Source organism: Phenylobacterium sp. Root700, from assembly GCF_001429025.1.
In the GTDB taxonomy this organism is placed as follows: Bacteria; Pseudomonadota; Alphaproteobacteria; order Caulobacterales; family Caulobacteraceae; genus Phenylobacterium.
Genome location: NZ_LMHT01000004.1, coordinates 126,749 through 148,667 on the forward strand (window position 1 = coordinate 126,749; position 21,919 = coordinate 148,667).

19 protein-coding genes are annotated in these 21,919 nt (G+C 68.1%); 11 read left to right on the forward strand and 8 right to left on the reverse strand.

Annotated elements, in window-relative coordinates:
- The first annotated feature begins 156 nt into the window (after positions 1–156).
- The 3 genes from ASE02_RS01260 (at position 157) to ASE02_RS01270 (ending at position 2,314) form a co-directional block, all read left to right on the forward strand.
- Positions 157–537 (forward strand): hypothetical protein, encoded by a 381-nt coding sequence (locus ASE02_RS01260; RefSeq protein ID WP_056730357.1) that lies wholly within the window; start codon positions 157–159, stop codon positions 535–537.
- Positions 538–741: 204 nt separating this feature from the next.
- Entirely contained in the window at positions 742–1,071 is a 330-nt protein-coding gene (locus ASE02_RS01265; RefSeq protein WP_056730359.1) for a helix-turn-helix transcriptional regulator, read from the forward strand.
- Between the two features lies 1 nt (position 1,072).
- The gene (locus ASE02_RS01270) at positions 1,073–2,314 is read left to right on the forward strand and encodes a type II toxin-antitoxin system HipA family toxin (protein WP_056730361.1); all 1,242 of its coding nucleotides are present in this window, start codon (positions 1,073–1,075) and stop codon (positions 2,312–2,314) included.
- Between the two features lie 437 nt (positions 2,315–2,751).
- Here ASE02_RS01270 and ASE02_RS01275 read toward each other — a convergent pair whose 3' ends face one another.
- The 6 genes from ASE02_RS01275 to ASE02_RS01305 all read right to left on the reverse strand — a co-directional run bounded on the left by ASE02_RS01275 (position 2,752) and on the right by ASE02_RS01305 (position 11,767).
- Entirely contained in the window at positions 2,752–3,933 is a 1,182-nt protein-coding gene (locus ASE02_RS01275; protein WP_056730363.1) for an amidohydrolase family protein, read from the reverse strand.
- 583 nt (positions 3,934–4,516) lie between these two features.
- A complete protein-coding gene (locus ASE02_RS01285; protein ID WP_056730366.1) occupies positions 4,517–5,911 on the reverse strand; it encodes an efflux transporter outer membrane subunit in 1,395 nt (464 codons plus the stop codon).
- Entirely contained in the window at positions 5,904–9,071 is a 3,168-nt protein-coding gene (locus ASE02_RS01290) for an efflux RND transporter permease subunit (protein ID WP_056730368.1), read from the reverse strand. Before ASE02_RS01290 ends, ASE02_RS01285 begins: the two co-directional genes overlap by 8 nt.
- 18 nt (positions 9,072–9,089) lie before the next feature.
- Positions 9,090–10,145 (reverse strand): efflux RND transporter periplasmic adaptor subunit, encoded by a 1,056-nt coding sequence (locus tag ASE02_RS01295; RefSeq protein WP_056730370.1) that lies wholly within the window; start codon positions 10,143–10,145, stop codon positions 9,090–9,092.
- A 235-nt stretch (positions 10,146–10,380) separates the two neighbouring features.
- On the reverse strand, positions 10,381–11,109 hold the full coding sequence (locus ASE02_RS01300) for a sterol desaturase family protein (protein ID WP_056730372.1): 729 nt from the start codon (positions 11,107–11,109) through the stop codon (positions 10,381–10,383).
- Between the two features lie 67 nt (positions 11,110–11,176).
- Positions 11,177–11,767, reverse strand: coding sequence for an isoprenylcysteine carboxylmethyltransferase family protein (locus ASE02_RS01305; RefSeq protein ID WP_082601797.1), 591 nt, complete (start codon positions 11,765–11,767; stop codon positions 11,177–11,179).
- A 202-nt stretch (positions 11,768–11,969) separates the two neighbouring features.
- Between ASE02_RS01305 and ASE02_RS01310 the strand changes: the two genes are divergently transcribed.
- Positions 11,970–12,953, forward strand: coding sequence for a CPBP family intramembrane glutamic endopeptidase (locus ASE02_RS01310; RefSeq protein ID WP_056730375.1), 984 nt, complete (start codon positions 11,970–11,972; stop codon positions 12,951–12,953).
- Here the strand turns inward: ASE02_RS01310 and ASE02_RS22545 are convergent.
- Positions 12,938–13,129 carry a hypothetical protein gene (locus ASE02_RS22545; protein ID WP_162257121.1) on the reverse strand — a complete coding sequence of 64 codons (192 nt, stop codon included), beginning with the start codon at positions 13,127–13,129 and terminating at the stop codon, positions 12,938–12,940. The two genes, ASE02_RS01310 and ASE02_RS22545, sit on opposite strands and share 16 nt — an antisense overlap.
- A 240-nt stretch (positions 13,130–13,369) precedes the next feature.
- Here ASE02_RS22545 and ASE02_RS01315 point away from each other — a divergent pair, with 240 nt between their 5' ends.
- From ASE02_RS01315 to ASE02_RS01335, 5 genes are all read left to right on the forward strand, one after another.
- On the forward strand, positions 13,370–14,323 hold the full coding sequence (locus tag ASE02_RS01315) for an ABC transporter ATP-binding protein (protein WP_056730377.1): 954 nt from the start codon (positions 13,370–13,372) through the stop codon (positions 14,321–14,323).
- Entirely contained in the window at positions 14,323–15,540 is a 1,218-nt protein-coding gene (locus tag ASE02_RS01320) for an ABC transporter permease (protein ID WP_056730379.1), read from the forward strand. The genes ASE02_RS01315 and ASE02_RS01320 overlap by 1 nt, the downstream gene beginning before the upstream one ends.
- Before the next feature lie 90 nt (positions 15,541–15,630).
- Positions 15,631–16,626 carry a glycosyltransferase family 2 protein gene (locus ASE02_RS01325; RefSeq protein WP_255354002.1) on the forward strand — a complete coding sequence of 332 codons (996 nt, stop codon included), beginning with the start codon at positions 15,631–15,633 and terminating at the stop codon, positions 16,624–16,626.
- Position 16,627: 1 nt separating this feature from the next.
- Positions 16,628–17,356 (forward strand): bifunctional 2-polyprenyl-6-hydroxyphenol methylase/3-demethylubiquinol 3-O-methyltransferase UbiG, encoded by a 729-nt coding sequence (locus ASE02_RS01330; protein ID WP_056730383.1) that lies wholly within the window; start codon positions 16,628–16,630, stop codon positions 17,354–17,356.
- Positions 17,353–17,745, forward strand: a complete 393-nt coding sequence (locus ASE02_RS01335; protein ID WP_056730385.1) for a GtrA family protein — start codon at positions 17,353–17,355, stop codon at positions 17,743–17,745. The genes ASE02_RS01330 and ASE02_RS01335 overlap by 4 nt, the downstream gene beginning before the upstream one ends.
- Here ASE02_RS01335 and ASE02_RS01340 read toward each other — a convergent pair.
- Positions 17,729–18,856, reverse strand: coding sequence for a glycosyltransferase family 87 protein (locus ASE02_RS01340; protein ID WP_056730387.1), 1,128 nt, complete (start codon positions 18,854–18,856; stop codon positions 17,729–17,731). The two genes, ASE02_RS01335 and ASE02_RS01340, sit on opposite strands and share 17 nt — an antisense overlap.
- A gap of 95 nt (positions 18,857–18,951) precedes the next feature.
- Here ASE02_RS01340 and ASE02_RS01345 point away from each other — a divergent pair, with 95 nt between their 5' ends.
- Positions 18,952–20,460: a hypothetical protein gene (locus tag ASE02_RS01345; RefSeq protein ID WP_056730389.1), complete on the forward strand. Its 1,509-nt coding sequence runs from the start codon at positions 18,952–18,954 to the stop codon at positions 20,458–20,460.
- Positions 20,457–21,788, forward strand: coding sequence for a hypothetical protein (locus ASE02_RS01350; RefSeq protein ID WP_056730391.1), 1,332 nt, complete (start codon positions 20,457–20,459; stop codon positions 21,786–21,788). Before ASE02_RS01345 ends, ASE02_RS01350 begins: the two co-directional genes overlap by 4 nt.
- The last annotated feature ends 131 nt before the right edge of the window (positions 21,789–21,919 follow it).

Genomic DNA, 21,919 nt, shown 5'->3' on the forward strand with positions numbered 1-21,919 from the left:
TGCGGGGGCCTGCTCGCACCACACCCGGCGCTCAGCACGCCCCCCATAGCAGCCGTCGCCAGGTCCCTGCGGCCGCGAACCCTGGCGACGTCCGCCTCTAATCCAGACTCCACAAAACCTAAATGTTCTGCTTATGTTCTCACTGGAGATCTGAACATGAGCGACATCCTCATCGGCGGCGTCCCGTTCCTGGCGCTCTCACATCGCGACGGTCGTTTCGTGCGGACGCCTGGCCTTTTCGCCTTCGCGCGGCGCGAGGCGAGCGGCGTCCATCAGGTCCTGCATCTTGAAATGACCGAGGCGATCGATCGCGACGCCGGCCCCGCTCACCACCGTTGGGCCTGGGCACTCGGCGAGGGCATGAACACCCTGCTCGTCCATGGCTTCGGACAGCCCGCTCCCCTTCCCGAAGACGCCCCCTTGGACTGGGAGACCGTGACCTGGCATCGCGATGCGAAGGTGACGTTTCTCGGCGAGGATCGCGCCGCCGAAACCGATCTGCTTCCGCTTGTCGCGGGCGGCCGCCGCGAGATCTGAACCCGGAACAATCACCCAAGCGCGATGGCCCGGCGACGCCTCAGCATTTTCTCATTCATGCAATTTCAGAACGCACCATAAATGGTGCCCTATCTCGTCATACGCCCCATTTCTGATGCACTCCCGCAATATTGGACTTGCAGAAGCCCCATCCGCACCATAACTTGTGCATTATCGTCGTTAGATCCCCAATTCTGGTGCACCATGAAGGCCTCGAAAGCACAGTCGGCCCTCCCCTTGGCGGTTCGCCGCGCCCTGGCCAACCTTGGCCGCGACATCTCCACCGCACGCCGCCGCCGCAGCATGACCATCGCCACCCTGGCCGAGCGGGCCTTCGTCGGCCGCAACACCATCACCCGCGTCGAACGCGGCGACCCCGGCGTGGCCCTGGGCATCTACGCAACGGTCCTGTTCGTGCTGGGCTTGGCCGACCGACTGGGCGCCCTGGCCGATCCCGCCACGGATCAGGTCGGCCTGACCTTGGCCGAGGAGCAGCTGCCAAAACGCGTGCGCGCACCGGCGGCCGCCCACTGACATGGAGCGGGAGATCGAAGTCCATATCGACTGGAACGGCGCGACCCGGCCGGTCGGCCGGCTCTGGGCCCGCGCCAAGGGCGCGCGCCAGACCTGCTCCTTCGCCTACGCCCCGACCTGGCTGGGCCTGACGGGCGCATTCGCCCTCGATCCGAACCTCCCCCTGGTGCGCGGAGATGTCCACTGGGACGGCGGCCTGTTCAACGCCTTCAGCGACCCGGCGCCCGACCGTTGGGGCCGCAACCTGATGGGCCGTCGTGAGCGCCACCAAGCCAAGCATGAAGGCCGGGCGCCCCGCACCCTCCTGGAGGCCGACTTCCTGATGCTGGTGGAGGATCAGACCCGCCTGGGCGCCCTGCGCTTCCGCGATATGGGCGCTCAGGCCTTCCAGGCGGCCGACGCTCGTCCCGTGCCGCCGCTGGTCGCCCTGCCCAAGCTGTTGGGGGCGGCGCGTCGCATTCTCGACGACACGGAAACCGACGAGGACCTGCGTCTGTTGCTAGCGCCCGGCAGTTCGCTCGGCGGCGCCCGCCCGAAGGCCTCGGTGCTCGGCGCGGACGGCCGGCTGCTGATGGCCAAATTCCCCAGCCAGACCGACGACTGGCCGATCCCGACCTGGGAATCGGTGGCCATGACCCTGGCCAAGCTGGCCGGCGTCATCGTCCCGGCCTTTCAGCTGCGTCAAGCGGCCAGGCGGCCGGTGTTCATGATGTCCCGCTTCGACCGCACGCCCGACGGCGGTCGCCGGCCGTTCTGCTCGGCCCTTACCGCGCTCGGCGCCGCCGATGGCGAGACCCGCAGCTATATGGAGCTGGTCGATTTCCTGCGCCAGGACGGCGCGGACGCCCCGGGAGACGCGGCCCAGCTCTGGCGGCGGATGGTGTTCAACATCCTGATCTCCAACAATGACGACCATCTGCGCAACCACGGCTTCCTGCGCGAACCGGACGGATGGCGGCTCTCGCCGGCCTACGACCTCAACCCCATGCCCGCCGATGTGAAGCCCAGGATCCACGCCCTCGCCCTCAACGAGACCGACCAGGACGCCTCGCTCGACACCGTGCTCGGCGTGGCCGGCCATTTCCGGCTCGGCATGGCCGAGGCCCGCGCCATCGCCAGAGAGGTCGGCGACGTGGTGGCCGCCTGGCGCGACGTCGCAGCTCAGCACAGCCTCACCGCCAATCAGATTGATCGGATGGCCAGCGCTTTCGAAACCAACGACCTCGCCGCCGCCCGCGTCTAGAGGCCGATGCCGAGGCCGAACAGGTGGGAACAGGGCCTGGACGGCGATCAACGCTATGAGTACCTGATCCCGATCGAGGTCCCGCCGGCTCGGCCGCTGTCTGGCACCGCAACACTTGGCACGGCTCGCTCCCGCGCAAGACGCCTGGGCCGCGGGTCAACCTGGCGACCTACTTCTGCGGTGAGTACATGCCCCCTCAGGAAGACTATCGCCACGGCGCGCCGGAGCGAACTGGCCAGCAGCAGAACTAGCCAGGACGTCTAGCGCAGCAAGCTTCGCGCCCGCCTGGGGCCCTGAACGAGCAGACCGCCAACCGCGCGGCGATCGCCGGCGCAGCTTCCAGAACCAAGCGGCCTTGGAGTGGGAGACCGCGTCCCGCGTCCGCCCGCTAGACCGGCAGCGGGCCCGAGCTTCACGCACCTCGCGCCGCCTAACGATCACACTTCGGCTGCGTTCGGCGCCACGCGAAGGAAGTTCTCCTCGTAGAACTTGGTCTTCACCGCCTCGCTGCGGCCCTCCAGGTGGCGTTCGAACTTGCCGATCGGGTCGCGGCCGCCCTCGATGTGGGGGTAGTCGCTGGAGAACAGGTAGAGATCGGCGCTCGACTGATCGAGCATCGAACCCAGGTCCTCCAGCGGGAAAGGCGTGAACGCCATCTGCTCGACGATCTGCTGAGTGGGACTGCGCGTTTGGACTTGCAGATTGGCGTCGTTGCGCCCCCAGGTGCGCGCCACCCAGTCCAGCCGCCGCAGCATTTCCGGAACCCAACCGGCCCCCAGCTCGATCGCCGCGCCGCGCAGGTTCGGGTGACGGTCCAGTACGCCGTCCAGCACCATCATGCTGATGAAGGCCTCGGGCACCTGGTGCTGCAGGGCCGCGTCCTTGGTGCGCACGTTCTCGCCGCCGCCCAGCCAGTCCTTCACCGGCGCCCGGCCGTTGTTGCCCCAGGCCTGGGCCAGCTGCAGCGGCGCGCCGCCCACATGCATCAGGAACGGAACCCGCGCCTCGGCCAGGCGCGCCCAGAAGGGTTCGAAATCGACATGCCCGGGTGAGCGCCCCAGCGGCGCGCGGTGCGGCACCCAGACCGCGCCCAGGCCCTGGGCGAGCACCCAATCCAGCTCGGCCAGCGCCAGCTCCGGCTCGTCCAATGGGATCGCCGCCACACCGATCATCCGACTATCGGTCTTGCAGAAGTCGGCCATGTGCCGGTTGTGCGCCCGGGTCGCGCCATAGCGCAGCCGCGGCTCCAGCTTCGAACTGGGGGAAAACGGCATCCGCAGGCTGTGGGTGGCGAACACCAGTTGCTTGGTGAACCCCAGCAGGTCCAGCGCCTTGGAGCGGTCGGCGCTGTCGAAGGCGCCCAAGGCCTGGATCTCCTTGGATTTGGCGATCAGCTCATCGCCCATGGCGATCTGCTCGGTGCGGTGCGCGTCGCTATGCCGGTTGCCCTGGCCCACGATCACCGCCACCTCCTCGTCGGTGACGACCGAGGCCGAGTAGCTCACCTCCGGGATCTCGTCCCGCAGACCCGGGTCGGCGTACTTCTTCAGGAAGTCCGGCAGTTCCATGATGTGGCTGTCAGCATCATAGAACGCGCGAGTCGCGGGCGCATAGGTCATGGCATCCTCCTGCACGCCCGCGCCTGTCCCGGGCGAGCTTCGACGCTGAGCCTAGTTGGCTGCCGCGCGCAGGGCGAGCGGTATGATGCCCCCTCGGGGCCATTCAGGTTCCCATAGCCGGCGTCGAGACGTGAGCAGCACGTAGCGACCGCTTTCAGACATCGGCTCCCAGCCGTGACGTGGACGAATCTCGACGTCCGCTAGCAGGGGCTCGCTGGATGACATCCGCGAGCGTATTCGTGGGCTCATTCTACCTCGTGGCGGACATTGTCGAACGATCGCCTCGGCCACACGATCCGAGCGCACCAGAAGCGGCGACGCCACGTCAGCGCAACTGGATGCCCACCCGCTCACCCCCGCCGAGCACGCCCGGCAGCTGGATGTCTTCGACGTGCGAGGGCGCCAATTTAGACGCCGCCGAAAGCCGTCCTCAGAGACTTTGGCGCTGCGCGAGCTCGCAAGCCCGCCAGCCAGATCGCCGCTAGGATCAAAGCGCGGCAGGCTTGGACCACGGGCGCGATGAGTTCGGCTGAGACACGGCGCTCGTCGTCAGCTTCCAGGGGCGCCGTCGCCGAAACTAAGATCAATCAGTCTGGCCGCCTCCTAGGGCCGCGTACAAGGCGACCTGATTGCGCAGATTGGTCCCGCGAAGCTGCAGCAGCGCCTGCTGGGCCGAGAACAGGCTCCGTTCAGCGTCGAGCACTTCCAGATAAATGGCGATGCCGTTGGAGTAGCGAAGATGCGCCGTCTCGGCCAGGCGCTCCTGCGCGGCGACGGCGCGTTCCTGGGCCAGGATCTGGTCGGCGATGTAGCGGCGGCCGGCCAGGGCGTCGGCGACTTCCTGGAACGCGGTTTGGATAGTGCGCTGGTAGGTGGCCGCGGCGATGTCGCGCTGGGCGCGCGCCGAGTCGAGCTGGCCGCGCCGTGCGCCCCAATCGAGGATCGGCAGGGCTGCGCCCGCCCCATAGTTCCAGGCCCGGCCATCGCCTCCGACCAGGTCTCCAAGCTCACGCGAGGCGTAGCCGCTCGCCCCGGTGAGGGAGATCCTTGGCAGGAAGGCCGCGCGGGCGGCGCCGATATTAGCGTTGGCCGCACGAAGCTGGGCCTCGGCCTGCATGATGTCGGGCCGGTTGACGAGCAGGTCGGACGGCAGGCCGGCGTCGAGCCGGTCGAACATCTGCTGCTGCGCCAACGGCAAGGGCGGGGGCAGCGCGGCGGTGTCCACTGGCCCGCCGACGAGAACGGTGAGCAGGTTGACCGCGGTGGCTTCGGTTCGCCGCAGCTCGGCGAGCTGGGTCTGTGCGTCGGTCAGCAGCGAGACGGACTGATCGTAGTCGGCTGAAGAGGTGACGCCGGCCTCAAGCCTCAGCCGCGCGATCTCCAGGCCTTCCCGGCGAGAGGCGAGCGTTCGCTGCGCCAGGGCGATCCGCTCCTCGTTCTCGCGCAGGGTCATATAGGCCACGGCGACCTGGCGGATCAGGGAGAGGCGGAACGCACGCTGGCCGTCGACGCTCGCCAGGTAACTGTACCGCGCGGCGGTGGAGAGGTTGCGGACGCGGCCCCAGAAATCGAGCTCGAAGGCCGATATGCCCAGGTCGAGGTCGTAGGAATCGGCTGTCGCCGCAAGGCCCGTTCCCGTGACGCCCACCGACTGCCGGGCCCGGCCCCCCGATGCGCCTAGATCGACGTTCGGAAGTTGGGCGGAGCGCTGGATGCGGTACTGGGCCCTGGCCTGCTCGACCTGCGCCACAGAGACCGCGAGGTCGCGATTGTTGGCGAGCGCCTTGGAGATCACGATTTCCAGGCGCGGATCATCGAAGAAGTCGCGCCAGGAGACCTGGACAGCGGGGCGTGCGCCGGGGAGCGGCTCGCTGAGCGGGAAGGTCGCGGCCACCGGCGGGGTCGGCCGCACATAGGTCGGGGCGAGCGAGCAGCCGCCGAGGGCCGCCGCGGCGAGCAGGACGGGCCAGCTACGCATGGGGCGGCTCCTCGCTCACCTGTGGCCCAGGGGGTTTGCGGCGTGTCAGCCATCGTCTGGCCGAGAGGTAGAAGACCGGGGTGAAGAAGACGCCCAGCAGGGTGACCGCGATCATCCCGCCGATGACCCCGGTGCCGACCGCCTGACGACTGGCCGCGCCGGCGCCCGACGCGATGAACAGCGGGATCATGCCGAGGATGAAGGCCAGGGAGGTCATGACGATCGGCCGCAGACGCAGACGTGCGGCCTGTAGGATAGCCTCGGTGGCGCTCTTGCCTTCCGCTTCCTGCTCGATCGCGAACTCCACGATCAGAATGGCGTTCTTGGCGGACAGGCCGATGATCGTGATCAGACCGACGTTGAAGTAGATGTCCGCCGACAGCCCGCGCAGCAGCGTGAAAATGACCGCGCCCAACACCCCGATCGGCACACCCAGCAGCACCGAAAGCGGGATCGGCCAGCTTTCGTAGAGGGCGGCCAGGACCAGGAAGACGATCAGCATCGACAGGGCGAGCAGCATGACGACCTGCGCGCCGGCCTGCTTCTCCTCGAAGGCGATGCCGGTCCACTCATACCCAAAGCCCGCGGGCAACACGCGCCCAGCGATCTTCTCCATCTCGCTCAACGCCGCGCCGCTGGATTGGCCCGGCGCGGCCGCGCCCGAAATGGTCAGGGCGGGATAGCCGTTGTAGCGCTGGAGTTGGGGCGGCCCGGCCGTCCACTCGGCGCGGCTGAAGGCTGAGAACGGCACCATGTCCCCGCCGCTGTTGCGGACCTGGAGATTGAGGATGTCGTCAGGCGTCATCCGCTGGCTGGCGGTGGCCTGGATCAGCACGCGCGAGATATTGCCGTTGTAGGTGAAGTCGTTGGCGTAGGACGAGGCCAGGGCGATGGAGAGCGTCGCGTTGATATCGCCGATGCTGAGGCCGAGCGCCCGCGCCCGCACGCGGTCGATGTCGAGATAGAGCTGCGGGGCGTCAGGCTGACCTTCGGCGCGGACCCCGATCAGCAGGGGGTTCTTGGCGGCCTCGGCGAGGATTTGATCGCGGACGCCCGCCAGGGCCGCGGCGTCGGCCCCACTCCGGTTCTGGACCTTCATGCTGAAGCCGCTGGAAGTGCCGAGCGATGGGATCGGCGGCGGGTTGAGCGCGAAGATATTGGCGCTCTTGACCTGCGACAGCGCGGCCATGGCGCGCGCGCTCAGGGCTTCCACGCCGTGCTCGGCGCCCACCCGTTCCTTCCACGGCCGCAGGGAGATGAAGCCCATGGCGGCGTTCTGGCCCTGGCCGAAGAAGTTGAAGCCGTTGATCATCACCACGTCGCGGACCTCGGGCTGCTCCTTGAAGAAGGCCGCGGCCTGGTCGACAGCAATTTGGGTGCGGTCGGCGGTGGCGCCTGGGGGCGCGTCGATCGTCACCAGCAGGACGCCCTGGTCTTCGGAGGGCAGGAAACCGCCGGGCAGCCGAGTGTAGAGCAAGCCGGTCAGCAGGACCGCGACCACGAACACCGCGAGCCAGCGGAGCGGCGCCGACAGCAACCTGCCGACGCCGTTCTGATAGCCGTCGGCCATCTGGTCGAAGCCTCGATTGAAGCCGCCGAGGAATCGGTCGGCGAAGGCCAGCAGCGGGTGGCGCGGGCGATCAGGTTCGTGCGCGCGATGCGGCTTCAGCAGGGTCGCGCATAGCGCCGGGGTGAGGGTCAGGGCGAGCACGGCCGAGAAGCCGATAGAGACCGCCAGCGTCACCGAGAACTGCCGATAGATCCCGCCCGACGTACCCGGGAAAAAGGCCATCGGCAGGAAGACGGTGATCAGCACCAGGGTGATGCCGATGATGGCCGAGGTGATTTGATTCATGGCCTTCACCGTCGCCTCGCGAGGGGGAAGCCCCTCCTCGGCCATGATGCGTTCGACGTTTTCGACGACGACGATGGCGTCGTCCACGAGGATCCCGATCGCCACCACCATGCCGAACAGCGACAGGATGTTGATGGAATAGCCGAAGATCAGCAGGCCAAAGCAGGCCCCCGCCAGGGCCACCGGGACGACGATGGTGGGGATGAGCGTCGCGCGCCAGTTCTGCAGGAACAGGAACATGACGATGAAGACTAGCACCATGGCCTCGACCAGGGTCTTCACCACCTCCTCGACCGAGGCGCTGATGAACGGGGTCGTGTCGTAGGGCGTCGACCAGGCGATGTCGGCCGGGAACGACGGAGCGAGCTCCTCGAGCCGGGCCCTGACGCCTTCGGCCGTGGCCAGGGCGTTCGCGCCGGCGGTGAGCTGGATGCCCATCCCGGCCATGGTCTGGCCGTTCAGGGTGGAGCCGGTCAGGTAGCTTTCGGCGCCGAGCTCGACGCGAGCGACATCCCCCAGATGGATCGCCGAGCCGTCCGGATTGGCGCGCAGGATGATCTGACGGAACTGCTCGGGCGTCGTGAAGCGGTTCTGGGTGACGACCGTGGCGTTGAGCTGGCTTTTGTCCGCTGTCGGCTGGTCGCCCAGGCTGCCGCCAGCGGTCTGGCTGTTCTGCTCGCGCACCGCGGCCAGGACTTCGGAGGCCGAGAGGTCGTAGCCGGCCAGCTTCTGCGGATCGAGCCAGATCCGCATGGCGTACTCGGTGCCGAACATGCGCACATCGCCTACGCCCGGCACGCGCCGCAGCTCGTCGACGACGTTGTTGGAGGCGAAGTCGCCCAGTTCCAGGGCGCTCGTGCCGCCGCTCTTGGAGGTCAGGGCCGCGAGCATCAGGAAGCCCGAATTGGCGGCGTTGACCTGTACGCCTTGGCGCCGAACCTCTTCGGGCAGGCGCGGCTCGACGCGGCTGAGGCGGTTCTGCACCTCCATCTGGGCGATGTTGATGTCTGCGCCGGACTTGAACGTCACGGTGATGCCGGCCGTGCCGTTCGAGCGGCTGGTCGATTCCATGTAGAGGAAGCCAGGGACCCCGTTCATCTCCTTCTCGATGACCGAGGTCACGTTCTGGTCGAGGGTGGCGGCGTCCGCGCCCGGATAGCTCACCGACAAGCTCAAGGATGGCGGGGCGACGGTCGGATACTGCTCGATCGCCAGCGAGCGCAGGGCGATGACGCCCGCCAGCAAGATCCCCAGGGCGATCACCCAGGCGAAGACCGGTCGGTGGGCGAAGAAGCTGCTGTTCATGGCCCTGGTTCCCCGCCGCTACCGCTGCCCGGTCTTGGGCGGCGGGGTGGGCGCCTTCGGCGGAGCGATGGTGACCTTTTGGCCGGGGCGGACCTTCTGAACGCCGCTGGTGATGACGCGCTCGCCCGCCTTCAATCCCGAACTGACGACAAACTGATCGCCCATCATGGCCCCCAGCACGATCGGGCGCGCGGCGACCACGCCGTCGGCGCCGACCACCAGGACGCTGGCCTTCTCGCCCGACATCTGCACCGCCGCCTGGGGCACGGTGAGCGCGTTGGGGTTCGGCGCGCCGGACAGCAGCGCGCGGACAAACTGGCCCGGGAGCAGCTCCCGTTCGGGATTGGGAAACTCCGCGCGCAGCGAGAGCCCGCCGGTCGAGGGATCGACCGCCTGGTCCAGGAAGTTCAGGTGGCCGACGGCGCCGTAGGGCGTCCCGTCCTCGAGCACGAGACTGACCTCGACCCGGTCGAGGCGCGGAATGGCGAACTGGCCGGCGGCCGCGCGCCGGCGCAGCTGCAAGATCTCCGCGTTGGGCAGCGAGAAGCGCACATAGATCGGGCTGAGCTGTTCGACCCGGGTCAGGAGCGTGGCTTGGGACGCGCTGACCAGGGCGCCCTCGGTGACCTCCGCGCGCCCGACCCGCCCGCTGATCGGCGCGGTGACGGTGGTGTAGCTGAGATCAAGCTGCGCCTTGTCCAGGGCGGCCTGGGCGGAGGCGACGTCGGCCTGCCCGCGGCTGACGGCGGCCTGGGCTGCGTCGAACTCCTGGGCGCTGATCGCCTTGCGCGCGACCAGCGGGGTGTAGCGGGCCAGGTCCTTGCGGGCGTTGACCAGGGTGACCTGGGCGCGTTCAAGCGCCGCGCGGGCGCTGGCGGTGCTGGCCCGCTTCTCGCGGGGATCGATGGCGAACAGCGGCGCGCCTTCGCGAACGTCGGTGCCTTCGGAATAGAGCCGCCGCTCGACGATGCCGTCCACCCGCGCCCGGACCTCAGCCGTGCGCACCGCCGCAACGCGGCCCGGCAGTTCGACGACTTCATCGACCGACCGGGGCGTGAGAGTGACGGCCTCCACCTGGAACGGAGACGCCTCGCCTTTGGATGGGGCGCCGCGGTCGCACGCCGTCAGCAGCGCGGCCGTCGCGCAGGCGCTTAACACAGCCGCCCGAACGCCCCTTGAGGGATGACTAGCGACCATGGCTCGAAGCCCCGCGTACCGTTCAGCTTGTTCCTCAACGCGGAACTAGCCGAACAGTTTCACTCGCGATGGGAGGGCGCCTGATGATCTGGGCAGGCGCCGCCTGCGCTGCTCACCGCGCCTTGGCCGGCCAGACAATGGCGTCGAGGAGCCCGCGCGGGCGTTCCGCCAGTCCGGTTTGAACGAACCGCGTCGGCCGCCGATAGCTTCCAAATATGAGATCGAAGATGGGGAACAGGCCGGCGAAATTCGTTCCGTAGTCCTGAGGGTCCGCCGAGTGGTGCAGGCGATGATAGGCCGGCGCGTTCAACACCCAGGAGAGGCGACCAAAGTTCACCCGCAGGTTTGCATGGGCGAAATAGTGATAGAGGCTCAGGCTCGCATAGATCACCAGGATCAACGGCGTCGGCTTGAACAACAGCCCGACGGCGGGCCAGACGGTCACCGCCTTGATGAGCGGATCAGCCCAGAAGTGCCGGGCCGCCGTCGTGGCGTTCATGTTCGGATCGGAATGGTGCAGCGAGTGCATGCGCCAGAGAAACGGGATCGCGTGCTGCGCGCGGTGAAACAGGAACTCCCCGAAATCCATCGCGAACGCGAAGGCCAGAACCCCAAGGACGATAGGCCACGACGCCAGGTCGAACACGCCGCCGCCCAGCCAGTTCACCCCCCTGGTCGCCAGCGATCCAACGATCGGCACAAGCGCGTAGGTGACGGCGGCGTACAGCGCCCAGACCTTGGCGTTGACCAGGCGCGTGCTGGGCTCGGTGCTGGCCGGCCACCGCAACTCGATGGCGGTGAGCAGCATGACCCCACCGATGCTGGAGAGCAGAAAGATCATCCTGCACCTGTCGCCTGACCTGACAGGTTTCGAGCGCCGAGAGGTCTGCGCATCGGACCGCGTCCGCCTAGAAGACTCCCGGCACGAGCCGGAAGCGCACCGAGGCCGCATAGGCCTGATACTCGGGATCGGTCAGAAGCCAGCGTTCCTCCCGAAGGATGCGGCCGAACTGCAAGCTCCAGGCCGCCAGGTACAGCCCGATATTCCACGGGCTGGGATTGATCAGCAGATAGCCGAACTGGGCCATGAAATATCCGACGTACATCGGGTGCCGGACGATCGAGTAGGCCCAGTTGCGTTGCACGCCACGGTTGGCGGGCGCGATACCGAAGCGCCGGTTCAGGCTCAGCTTCGCCGCGGCGCTGACCACCGCGCCGCCGATCATCGCGACGATGCCGACCACCTCCGGCGCAAACGATTGACCGCCCGGCCGCGCGACGAGCGGCAGCATCGTCCCGCCCAGGGCAAGAAGCCAATCTACCGGCTGGGCGCTGATGCTGAACGCCTGACGCCTGATGAGGATGAAGAACACCGTCATGGCTTCAGTCGCCAGAACAAGCAGATTGGCCAAGTGTTCGGACCGCCAGTTCGCCCAGGCGAACCCGGCGAAGAGCAACACCAAGATAATTCGCTCGGATATGTCGAGAATGCGGCCCATAAACACAGAGTGTCACGAGACGAAAGCATTGGCCAGCGCCAGCTGGCGAGCAAGCGACAACACAGACAGGGGAACTATTTCGTTCGACCCGGAAACATGCAGTCGTCCAAACCGGCACATGCTGCAATTCTAGGTTTCAACTCGGCGAAACTGCGGCTTCTGGCGCCGCATCCTGTTGCGAAGAGGGGGCGCGAGAGAGGTCATGGCCGCTGATCCTTGGGGAGACCTTGGCGAGCGTCCCAGCTTCCTGGCATGCGTCGGCTCCCGCGAACGAAGCTGGCGGCGGCTGGCGGGGGTCCTGGCGGCAGGCGGAGCCCTGGCCCTGATCGCGCTCGGCGCGGTGATGCTCCTCGTGCTCGGCCTGGCCGCGCTGATCACCTGGGCCGCGAGCGGCGGTGAGGTTTCCGTCGTCGACGCCGTCGGCAGGCTCTCCGATACAGGCCGCACGGGGCGGACGCTGCAAGGCTACAGCTACGAACTGGCCTCGGTCGGGATGAGCTCCATCGCCGCGGCGCTCGCCTTTGTACTGGTCGCCGCACGTCTCTATCAGCGCCCGCTCCGGACCTTCCTCACCTCGGCCGCCCATTTCCGCTGGCGCCTGGTGCTGCTTGGACTGGCGATTTCCCTGCCGATCGTCGGCGGTTCGGTGGTCTTGGACTATCTGGGCGCCGACGCGCCGCAGGCGGCTCCGATCTTCTCACCCGGCGCGGCCTGGTGGGCGGGCGCCGTCTATGTCGCGGCGGCCTGCGGCTTCCTGTGCCTTGCGGCCCTGGCCGAGGAGATCCTGTTCCGCGGCTGGCTTCTGCAGCAGACCTACGCCTTCGTTCGCAATGTCGCCTTGCTCTTGACGATCAACGGCCTGCTCTTCTCGGCCGTCCATTTCGATCCCAGCCCTGGCCCGTTCCTCATCCGCGCCGCGATGGGAGCAGCCTGGTCCTGGGTTGTTCTGCGAACTGGAGGCCTTGAGTTCGCGCTGGGCGCCCACCTGGCCAACAACCTGATGGTCAGCCTGTTCATCAAGCCAGTCACTTTCGCGCCCGTGGTGAGACAGCCGATCGACTACCGCGAACTTGCGGTCCAGGTCGCGAGCCTGGCCCTCATGGTCGTCATCGTGGAGGCCCTGATCAGATCCCGGTCCCTGCCCGACCTGTCCGCCCGACGGCAAAGCTCTCAGGAGACGAGTTGAAGGCCGAGATGCGCGGTCACCACCGGCAGCAGGAAGGTGAACTCGGCCAGGGCCATCGCATAGAGGCTGGCCAGCACCGGACGTCCCTCACGTAGATTGAAGACGACGCCGGCCACCAGCGGGCCGCTAATCGGACCTAAGAGCAGGAAAGGTGCGAGACGCTTGATCCGTGACACCGGCTCTCTCTTTCCTTGCGGCGATCGGCCCTCTTTCGACCCGGCCGCGTTAACCCTATCCTTGTACGTTGAGGGGGCGCCATCCACCACGCTTAGGTTGTGAGGCGCGCAGACGCTTTTGAACTCCCACCAGGGTGAGCCGTGTCGTGCGAACTTGATCAAGGACGCGGGGGTGACCGGCCTGCCGCCGATCGCGCCGCGTTATCTCAACCTAAACCAATAGGCGCGGACTCTTCGGACATGCTCGCGGTCGCTGCGCCCTCCACGCTGACTCCGCTCCGGGTCGCGAACCTGGCGAAGACCTATGGCGGCGGTCGCGGCGTCAGCGACGTGAGCTTCTCCGTGACGCGCGGAAGCATCACCGGCTTCATCGGTGTCAACGGCGCGGGCAAGAGCACCACCCTCAAGGCCATCGTCGGGCTGATCGCGCCCGACAGCGGCGTCATAGAGCTGTTTGGGCGACCCGCTTCGTTCGCGGCGCGGAGCCGGCTGGGCTTCCTGCCCGAGGAGCGCGGATTGGCCCCGCGCGAGCGCGCGCGCGACGCCATCGCCTTCCATGCCCAGCTGAAAGGCATGTCACGAGAAGCCGCCTACCGCCGCGCCGATGCGCTGCTGGAACGGATCGGGCTTTCCGGCCGCGCCCGTGCTCGGATCGGCGAATTGTCGAAGGGCAACGCGCAGCGCGTGCAGATCCTCTGCGCCATCGCCCATGACCCGGCGCTGCTCATCCTGGACGAACCGTTCTCCGGCCTGGACCCCATCGCCCAAGCCGAGGTCCAGTCGCTGTTCAGCGAATTCCGCTCGCAAGGCGGCGCGATCCTGTTCTCGACCCACTCCATGGTGGTCGCCGAACGGCTGTGCGACCACGTGGTGATCATATCCGACGGGCGCACCGCCTTCGAAGGCGCCGTCGCCGAGGCCACCACTCACGCCCCGTACGGCGTCTATGTCACCATCAATGACGACGCCGCCCTTCTCGAGATCGTGCAGGCGCTGGGCGGCGAGGCCCAGCCGTTCCCCAGCAAGATGAGCGACGCCCTGCGCTGGCGGGTCCTGCTGCCGAGGACCGTCCCCGTCCCCGCCCTCATGCGCGCCCTGGCCGAACGCGAACTGGCGGTCCATGGATTTGAACCGATCCAGGCCGATCTGGAGGGGGCGTTCTGGACCCTCGCCGGTCAACGGGCCGCGGCCTGATGCGACGCCTGTGGCTCATCGCCCGGCGGGAGATGGCCGCCTACGGATCCCTGCCGAGCTTCTGGATCGCCCTGCTGCTGGGACCGGTGCTGATGCTGCTGACCGGGCTCATCGGCGCCTATGGCGCGTCGCGGACCGAGGCGCCCGCAGTGGCGCAGACCGTGCTGATCCGGGCCGCCGATCCGGCGCTGGGCTCGGCCGTGATCGCGGCGATCGCCGACGCCAACCGGCGCGCGCCGCCCCAGCTTCGGGTTCTGACGCCAGGACAGGCCGCGACACCCGATACGGTCCTGGTGGTGAGTTCGAAGCCGGGCTCGGCGCTTGAGGTCCTGGCGCAAGGGCGGCCGATCCCGCCGATGGCCGCAGCGCAGCTGGAAAAGGAACTGCTGACGGGGCTTCGCCGACAGGCGTTGCGCGAAGCCGGCGCCTCCCAACAGGCGCTCGACGCCGCGGACGCCGTCCACGTGCAGGTCGTCACGGCCAAGGCGCCCGTCCGGAAAATATCGCCCGGCGCCGCCGAGCAGATCAGCCGCTTCGCGATCGTCATGCTGCTTTGGATGAACCTGGTCGGCGCGCTGGGCATGCTGTTGCAGGCTATTGTGAGAGAGCGGGCCAACCGCGCGCTGGACAGCCTGCTCGCCTCGGCGCGCTCGACGGAGATCATTTTCGGAAAGCTGCTGGGCGTCGGAATCCTGTCCGTCGTCGTGCTGGCCGCATGGCTAGGCGCCGGCGCGGCGATCGCTGTCAGTCGGTTCGGCGCCGCGCCACCTGGGCTGGAAGCGCTATTGCTGGGCGCGTTCACAAACCCGTCCACCTTGATCCAGGCCGGCGCGGTCTACCTTGTCGCCTTCGCCATGTACGGTTCGGCCCTGATCGGCCTCGGGGCCGTGGCCAAGGACCTTCCCGCCGCGCAAAACCTCTCGCGCCCGATCTTCGGGGTGCTGCTGCTGGTGTTCTTCGTCGCCCTGACCCAGATGACCGGCGCGGTCGGGCCCATGCCCTGGCTGATCTGGCTCCCGCCCTTCACCCCGTTCGCGATCCTGATGAGCCCGCCTGGCGCGACGCCCGTCGGCGAGGTTGTCGCGGCCCTCGTCCTGATGCTGGCCACCACCGTCGTCATCGCCGGCGCCGCCTCGATGGCGCTGACCGAGACGCCGTTGAGATTGCGAAGGAAACGTCGCGACGCCTCCGCGAACTCAAGGTTAAGATATCCGTAGTATCTAAAACTTGCCGGAAGGGTCCCAGCCGGGATCCGCCCGGTCTCGCCGATCGGCGAGCCACGCGGTGCGAACCACGGGTGGGCTATCGTGAAGGCTGTCGAGACACACTCACAGACGGACGCGGTGAAGCTCGGCGCGCGATCGCGGGTCCGCCGGACCCTGTCGCTGATCATTCCGATGCACAACGAGGCGCCCGTCCTCGCCTCGCTGTTTGAGCGCCTGGACGCCGTGATCTCCGAGCTGGGCGTCGCCGCCGAGATCATCTGCATCGACGACGGCAGCCGCGACGCCACGTTGGAGCTGCTGCGAGCCAGGGCGCTGGCCGATCCGCGGATCAGGGTGATCGCCCTGTCGCGGAACTTCGGCAAGGAAGCCGCCCTGACCGCGGGGATCGATGTCGCAACCGGCGACATGGTGGTGCCGATCGACGCCGACCTGCAGGACCCTCCTGAGCTGATCGGCGAGTTCGTAGGCCTGTGGGAACAGGGCTACGACGTGGTCTACGGCGTTCGGGCCGACCGCCGCAGCGACAGCTGGCTCAAGCAGGTGACCGCCGGGGTTTTCTACGGCGTGTTCAATTCGATGTCGGCGAGCCCCATCCCGCCCAGCACCGGCGACTTCCGGCTGATGGATCGCCAGGTCGTAGAGGCGCTGAAGCGCCTGCCCGAGCGCAACCGGTTCATGAAGGGCCTGTTCGCCTGGGTCGGTTTCCGCCAGGTCGGCGTGGCCTACACGCGCCCGGCGCGGGTGGCCGGCGAGACATCCTGGCGCTACTTCCAGCTATGGCGGTTCGCCCTCGACGGGATCACCTCCTTCAGCACGGCGCCGCTCCGCGTCTGGACGATCGTCGGGCTGGCCGCCGCCGCGGTGGCGATGACAGCGGCCCTGGCGCTGATCATCCGGGTCCTGGTGGTCGGCCGCGACGTGCCTGGCTACGCCTCGCTGATGGTCGTGGTGCTGTTCGGGTTCGCCGTGCAGATGATCGCGTTCGGGATCCTGGGCGAGTATATCGGCCGGCTGTATGAGGAGGTGAAGGGGCGCCCCCTCTACCTCGTCCGGGAGCGCGTCGGTTTCGAGACCTGAGATGGACCGGGTAATCTACGACAGGATGCGGGAGGTCCAGCGCGATCACTGGTGGTTCGCCGCCAGGCGCGAGATCCTCGCCGACCAGATCGCCCGGCTGGCCCTGCCCGCCGGCGCGGAGATCCTCGAGGCCGGGTGCGGCGCCGGCGGCAACCTGGAAATGTTGGCCCAGTTCGGCAAGGTGCGCGCGATCGAGCCGGACGAGGCGTCGCGGGCCTATGCCGCGCAGGGTGGGATCGAGGTGCGTGGCGGCCTGCTGCCAGGCGCCCTGCCCGCCTACGAGCAGCCCTTTGATCTGGTTGTGGCGTTCGACGTCATCGAGCACGTGGACGAAGACGCAGCTTCGGTCGCCGCGCTGGCGGCCTTGCTGGCGCCCGGCGGCAGGCTGATGGCCACCGTGCCGGCCAACGCGTGGATGTGGAGCCAGCATGACGTGCTGCATCATCACAAGCGGCGCTATGACCTGGCGGGGTTCCGCCAGCTATTCGACGACGCCGGCTTGATCGTGGAAAAGGCAAGCTATTTCAACATGCTTCTGTTCCCGGCGATCAGCGCGGTGCGGCTGTTGAAACATCTGACGCGCAACCAGAAAGGTGACGACGACGCCATGCCGTCGGCCGCCGCCAACGCCGCCCTACGCAAACTGTTCGCCTCGGAAAAGGCGTTGCTGAGCCGCTTCGACCTGCCGTTCGGCGTCTCGATCCTGCTGACAGCGCGCCGCCCCACGTGACGCCCGCGGAGATCACCCGGCAAGGCGGGACCTTCGCCGTGGTCGGCGGCGTCGCCACGCTCGTCCATGTGGCGCTGGCCCTCGCGGCCCGTGAGGGCCTGGGGCTTTCGCCGCTGAGCGCCAACCTGGCGGGGTATTGCGCGGCGGTGGGCGTCTCGTACCTCGGCAATGCGCGCCTGACCTTCCGCAGGCCGACCCGCAATCGCGCTCAATTCGGCCGCTTTCTGGCGGTGTCGCTGGCCGCCCTGGCGCTCAACCAGACGCTGGTCTACCTGCTGGTGGAGAAGGCCGGCTGGCCCTTCTGGCTGGCCCTGGGTCCGGTCGTGGTGATCGTCCCGGCCCTCAGCTTCGTGCTCTCCAAGCTTTGGGCGTTCAGGTCGTCACGCTGACCGGCGCGGCGGCGGCCTCAGGCTCCACCGGACGCCACGGCTGCAGCACCAGGATCAACAGACCGATCAAGGCGACAGCGCCTGGCAGCGCCAGGTTCAGCAGCAGCAAGGCGACCAGATGGATCGGCCAGCGCGGAACCTCCAGGTTCGCGGCCGGAACAGCCGCGGCTGGCGCGAGGATCGCGAACTCATAACCCATGGCGTAGGGGGCAAGCAGCAGACTGCCGCCGACAAGCGCGGTCAGCCGCTGAAGCGGGCTGGTGGCGCGCGTGAAGGCCCACCAGACCACGGCGGCCCCGGCGGCCCAGAACAGCACCTGGGCGGCCACCAGCGCCGGCCCAGCGACGCCCAGCCTGACCAGCGCGCCGGTCGGGGTGATGACCCCGGCCAGCAGCAGCGGATCATCGCCGATCAAGGCGCTGAACCGCGGCAGGGCGGCCAACCAGTCCAGCCAGGGCCCTACGCCCAGCATGGCCAGCGACAGGGCGCAGAGCGCGCCGCCCGCCCCCGTGGCCGCGGCCAGCATCCGCCAGCGCCCCTCGAGCGCCAGCGCCAGGGGGAACAGCACCAACAGCTGCGGCTTCACCGCCGCGGCCACCCCCAACAACACGCCGGCCAGAATCGGACGCGAGCGCAGGCTCAGGGCCATGAGCACCAGACCGCCGACCAGGAAAGTCACCTGCCCGACCAGAACCGACCACCAGACCGGCGGCAGCATGAGCACCAGCAGCAAGGCCGTCACCCGGTGCGAAAGCCGCCAGGTCGACCAGAGCAGGAGCCCGCCCGTCGTCAGCATGAAGGCCGGGTACGCGACCCAGAAGCCCATCAGCGCGAACGGCAGGAAGATGGGCGCGGAACTCGGCGGATAGACGAATGGGCGCACCTTGCCGAACGCCCCCAGCAGCCAGTCCTGGTCGCGCGTCACGGCGGCGAAGTCGTACATCTCGCTAGGACGCTCCAGCGCGATACGCACCCCGCTCCAGATCGGCGCGAAATCGATGCCAAGGGGTTGAACGTGGAATATCTCGCGCGCCAGGCCGATGTCGGCGACCAGAAAGGTCGCGACCACCGCGAGCAGGGCCAGTCTTCGGACACGCAGAGTCGAATCCATCCCGCGATAGTGCCGCGTTCGCGCATACTCGGCACGAATTATGCACAGGACAGGGCCTCGCCCGGGCGCGGGCCTCGCGGTTCTGAAGGTTTGAGATGACCGAGGCGCAATCGAGGATCGAGACCTCCAAACCGGCCAACGGCTGGCTGGAGCCCGTGGCCGATTGGGTTTTCGCGGGCCGCGCCGGAATCCTCGTCGTCGCCGTCGCGGCGTTCGCAGCCTTCGCGATCTTGCTGCCGGTCGATACGATCTTCAACGACGGCGACACCTACTGGCACCTGGCCACCGGCCAATGGATCCTGGATCACCGCGCGGTCCCCACCACCGACCCGTTCTCCTACACCTTCGCCGGCGCCCCCTGGCAGGCTCACGAATGGCTGTCGGAAGTGGTCATGACGCTGGCCTACAAAGCCGCCGGCTGGAACGGATTGCGGGTGCTTGTCGCCCTGGCCTTCGGCGCGACCGCCGCCATCCTGGGGGCGTACCTGCGCCGCTGGCTGGCGCCGGGTCCGCTGCTCCTACTCCTGGGCTTCGCCCTGGCCTGCGGCGCGCCCAGCCTGCTGGCCCGCCCCCACATCCTGGCGCTGCCGGTGCTCGCGGCCTGGGTCGTGGGATTGATGAGCGCCCGTGACGCCGGACGGGCGCCAAGCTTATGGCTGCTGCCTTTGATGGCGATATGGGCCAATCTGCATGGCGGGTTCGTCCTCGGTCTGGCGCTGATCGCGCCGTTCGCCCTGGAGGCGCTGACCGAGACCTGGCGCCGTCCATGGCCAGTCATCCGGTCTTGGGGCCTGTTTGGCGTCGCCGCGCTCGCCATGACCCTGCTCACGCCACACGGGGTCGAAGGCCTGATTTTTCCCTTCAAACTCATGGGCATGCAAAGCCTTCCGGCGATCGTCGAATGGCGCGGCGCCGACTTTTCAAAGATGACCGTCTTCGAGGTGGCGATCCTGGAGGCGCTGTTCTTCTGCCTGTGGCGCGGCGTGAAGATTCCGGCGATCCGGCTCCTGTTGATGCTCGGCCTGTTCCACATGGCGCTGCAGCATGTCCGGCACCAGGCCGTCTTCGCGCTCATCGCCGCCCTGCTGCTGGCCGAGCCGCTGGCTCGTGCGAAGCTTGAAGCGGGGGCCGCCGCGCCACGGCGGTCCGGCGACTGGGGGCCGGTGGGACCTACGCTCGCCGCGCTTGGGCTGGCGATCCTCGCCGCCATCACCATACGACTGTCGGTTCCGACCGAGCGCGGCGACGGGATCGTCTCGCCGGTCTCGGCCCTGGCCAAGACGCCCCAGGACCTGAGGCGCGCGCCGGTGTTCAACGAGTACAGCTTCGGCGGCTACCTTGTGTTCGAGGGGGTGCAGCCATTCATCGACGGCCGCGCCGACATGTACGGCGACGACTTCGTGCGAGCCTATGAAGCCGCCACCCTCGCCCGCCCGGCCGCGCTGGCGGCGACCCTCGACAAGCACAAGATTGCCTGGACCATACTGGCCGCCGGCAACCCGGCGGTCGCCACCCTCGATGAGCTTCCAAATTGGCGCCGGCTCTGGGCCGACAAGTTCGCGGTGGTGCATGTCCGCCGCGCATCTAGCCCCGCCGGCCCGTGACCCGCCGGTCCTGGCCCAGGCAGATCGCCGTCGTCGCCGTCGCGGCGCTCGTGCTGATGACGCCGAGCCTGTTGTGGGGACCAGGAGCCGCGGACTCGGCCATCTACAACTACGTCTGGACCAAGCAATTCGGTGAGTTGCTCGGCCAGGGCGTGCTCTATCCCCGCTGGTTGCCTCACTCTTGGGGCGGCCTGGGAAGTCCCGCCTTCTACTTCTACCCGCCGTTGGCGTTCTATGTGTCGGGACTGCTGGACCTGGCGGGCCTAACGACGCTGCAGGCCATCAACGGCGCGGCCTTGCTGGCCATGTTCGCCTCAGGCGTAACCATGTCGGCCTGGCTCCGCTTCAAAGGCGCCAATCCCCTGTGGGCGCTGCTTTACATGGCCGCGCCCTACCACCTCTACGACTGGTACGGGCGTGCCGGGTTGGCGGAGTTCTCCGCCTTCGCCTGGCTGCCCCTGGTCGCTCTGGCCCTGGACGCCCAGCCTCGCCGGTGGGCCACACCGCTGCTGGCGATCTCGTTCGCCGGACTGGTCATGACCCATCTGCCCGCCGCGCTGCTGACCAGTGTCGGCCTGATCGCGCCGATGGTCGTGCGACGGCGCGAGCACCTTGCGGCCTACGCCTTCGCCGGATTTCTAGGGCTGGGGTTGAGCGCCATCTACCTGCTGCCCGCGCTCACCCTGCAGCATCACATCTCCACCGCGGCCATGACCTCGGGCATATATCGACCAGCGAACTGGGCGCCCTGGGGACCGTATGCGGCGCTGTGGGTGGCGCCTTTCGCCCTGGCGCCCGTGGCTCTCGCCGCGGGCGGCCGTCGCTGGTTCTGGTTGGGCGTGGTCGTCTTCGGGGCGGCGATGAGCCTGGCTGTCATTCCGATGGTCTGGAGCCTGCCTGGGCTCGACCGGGTGCAGTTTCCATGGCGGATGCTGGTCGTCGTCGAGTTCGCGGCGGTGACGGCCGCGGCGCTGGGGCCGCCACGGCTTGTCTTCGCCGCCTTGGCCCTGGCGCTCAGCGCCGTCCCCTACGCGCGGCTGTTCGAGGTTTCCTCGCAAGCCTTGCATTTGAGATACGCCGCCGACACTGAGCGCGACCTTCCCGACGCGCCTGAGTACTTGCCGGCCGGCTCCGATCTCAGCGGTCTCACGGCAAGCAACCGCGTACCCGACCTGAACAAGGCGGCCACGCCGACATTAAGCGACCGCCCTGTCGCACAGACCAGATGGGGTGCCTGGATCTCGGGACTCTTCCTCGCGCTGTTGGCGGCGATATGTGGGCCTCGCCTGCGCCCCAGGGCCAGGGTCAAGCGCTCTCGCGCAGGCTGACCACCCGTCGCCACGGTGGAGGAAGCTCCCCACGAGCGCCTGGAGCTGGGCCGCCGCCCGCCTAGAGGTCGACGCCAGGCCCTATTCCCGTCGATCACGCCCGATTTGGAAGGAGAAACTCCCGAGCAAGA